The sequence below is a fragment of the Cupriavidus sp. BIS7 genome (assembly GCF_000292345.1).
Lineage (GTDB): Bacteria > Pseudomonadota > Gammaproteobacteria > Burkholderiales > Burkholderiaceae > Cupriavidus.
Genome location: NZ_ALOU01000120.1, coordinates 1 through 1,147, shown reverse-complemented (window position 1 = coordinate 1,147; position 1,147 = coordinate 1). Strand labels below are relative to the sequence as shown.

Annotated in this window: 1 protein-coding gene; it reads left to right on the top strand. The window is 62.2% G+C overall.

Annotated features, from left to right (window positions below; all coding sequences use genetic code 11):
* The first annotated feature begins 181 nt into the window (after positions 1–181).
* On the top strand, positions 182–1,132 hold the full coding sequence (locus B552_RS0126780; protein WP_019452141.1) for an IS110 family transposase: 951 nt from the start codon (positions 182–184) through the stop codon (positions 1,130–1,132).
* Positions 1,133–1,147 lie beyond the last annotated feature (15 nt).

The window sequence follows — 1,147 nt, the reverse complement described above, 5'->3', positions numbered from 1 at the left end:
GCCCCTTGTATGTCGCACAATTCGGTCTGGATGCATCAGATCGATGGCCCCAGGATCTGGGCGAGAGCCCAAGTTCGAGGGAGAGCGAGGATCGGTGCATCCATTTCTTGGTAGCGTTTAGCCTAAGCCCGAACGGTTGGAAGGCAGCACGCCGCATTGACACAAGGATGGGACAAGCCGAATGGATATCAAGGCAGTAGGGATTGACGTCAGCAAGACGACGCTGGATGTGGACACGCTACCCGAACGGGCAGCCCGGCAGTTCACGAATGACGACGCCGGGATCAGCGCATTGCTGACCTACCTTGCCGAGCATAACGGACAGGGCCAGATCGAGCGGGTCGTGCTGGAAGCGACCGGAGGCTTTGAAACCCGGGCCAGCATCGCCCTGGCTGGCGCAGGCCTGCCGGTGGTGGTGGTCAATCCCAAGCAGGTCAGGGACTTTGCCAAGGCGTGCGGGATATTGGCCAAGACGGACCGGCTGGATGCGCACGTGTTGGCGCGCTTTGGACAGCAGATCCGGCCTCCGGTGCGAGCGCTGCCAAGCGAAGCCCAGCGCGAGTTTGCCGATCTGCTGGACCGGCGCAGCCAGCTGGTGACAATGCGCGCGCAGGAGAAGGCGCGGGTCGTCACGGCTCCCGTCGTAGCGCTCAAGAGCTTGAAGGAGCATATCGAGTGGCTGGACGCGCGGATCAAGTCGCTGGACATCGATATGACCCATGCCCTGCGCACCAGCGAGGCGTGGAAGCAGAAAGTTGAACTGCTCGACAGCATGCCCGGCGTGGGTAAGGTGACGGTGTTCACGCTGCTAGGCCGGCTGCCGGAGCTGGGGCAACTCAATCGCCAGCAGATCGCAGCGCTGGTTGGAGTTGCGCCGTTCAACGACGATAGTGGCAAACGGCGAGGCCAGCGCTATATCCGGGGTGGGCGCACGGAGGTGCGCAACATCCTGTACATGGCAGCGGTTACCGCTATCCGCCACAACCCGGTCATACGGGAATTCCACCAGCGCCTGAAGGCGGTGGGCAAGCCCTCAAAGCTTGCCCTCACCGCCTGCATGCGCAAGATCCTGACGATCCTGAACTCCATGATCAAAACCGGTCAGCCGTGGGAGAACAGACTCCCGGCTTGACACGGTTGCTCTCCC

Excerpts from the sequence above, each read along its gene's own strand:
- B552_RS0126780 (WP_019452141.1), top strand. The coding sequence starts at position 182 with ATGGATATCAAGGCAGTAGGGATTGACGTCAGCAAGACGACGCTGGAT.